The sequence below is a fragment of the Acidovorax sp. SRB_24 genome, from assembly GCF_012931925.1.
On record NZ_MWOM01000234.1, the window covers coordinates 1 to 491 of the forward strand.

The 491-nt window shown below is 69.9% G+C and carries 1 protein-coding gene; it reads right to left on the bottom strand.

What is annotated here, in order from left to right:
* Positions 1-148 precede the first annotated feature (148 nt).
* Positions 149-491, bottom strand: a 343-nt coding sequence (locus tag B2J89_RS21720; RefSeq protein WP_169170855.1) for a DUF4126 domain-containing protein, incomplete at its 5' end; no start/stop codon positions are given.

Below are 491 nucleotides of genomic sequence, written 5' to 3' on the forward strand. Positions count from 1 at the left end.
CTGCTCGGCACGCGCCATTTGCGTGCACGGGTGCCAGACGGCGCGCAGGCTGCGCTGCGGCCAGTCGGTGGCGGGCGAAGGGGCGGTGTCGGTGTGCAAGGTCAAAATCCTGGGGCAAAAAGGGGCACCAATTGTGCAATCACCCCGTTCAGGCACCCGGTGCCGCAGTGGCACCCTGCCCGGCGAGCCGGCGCCACGCCGCCTTCAAGAACTTGAACAGCACGACCAGCAGCAGCACCGACAGCAGCAGCATCACGGCCAGCGCGGCGCCAAACCACACCGGGTGCTGCGTGGCCAGCCAGACCACGCCGACCACCAGGCCGTCCTCGAAGAAGGACAGCAGCCAATTGGAAAACGGCTCGGGCGAGGTGTTGGCGGCCGCGCGCGCGGTCATCTTGGTGGCCAGCGACGTGGCCGCCAGCGATCCCCCCATCAGGCCCGCGACCACGCCCATGGTGGCGCTGTCGGCGCCAAACACCCCGGCCGCCAGC